The 364-nt window shown below is 41.2% G+C and carries 1 protein-coding gene; it reads right to left on the reverse strand.

All coding sequences use genetic code 11. The annotated features are described in order from the left end of the window. Positions 1–269 (reverse strand): recombinase family protein (locus VOR_RS0102655; RefSeq protein WP_010318164.1); only part of this gene is annotated, 269 nt, incomplete at its 3' end. Positions 270–364: the final 95 nt, after the last annotated feature.

Below are 364 nucleotides of genomic sequence, written 5' to 3' on the forward strand. Positions count from 1 at the left end.
ACGCATACAAACCCAATGTTTCGCTCTTTTAACCCGTTAACTGTTTCGATAAGGTGAGGCAGGCTTCGTCCCAGTCGATCTAAGCGCCATACAACGAAGACATCTCCTTCACGTAGGTTGTCGAGTGCTTTTTCAAGCTCAGGGCGGTTAAAAGTTTTTCCAGACGCTTTTTCAGTGTATATCTTGTCACACCCCATTTCATTTAGAGCGTCGAGTTGTAGGTGAAGCTCTTGATCATTTGTTGAGACACGGGCATAGCCAATTTTCATAGTATGTTGGTTCCCAAACGGTGTAAAACAAAGCAATAGTTACTTTACATCAGTTTATTTACATATTGTTTTACACTATCGTCAAGGTTTATCTG

Source organism: Vibrio ordalii ATCC 33509 (assembly GCA_000257205.1).
In the GTDB taxonomy this organism is placed as follows: Bacteria; Pseudomonadota; Gammaproteobacteria; order Enterobacterales; family Vibrionaceae; genus Vibrio; species Vibrio ordalii.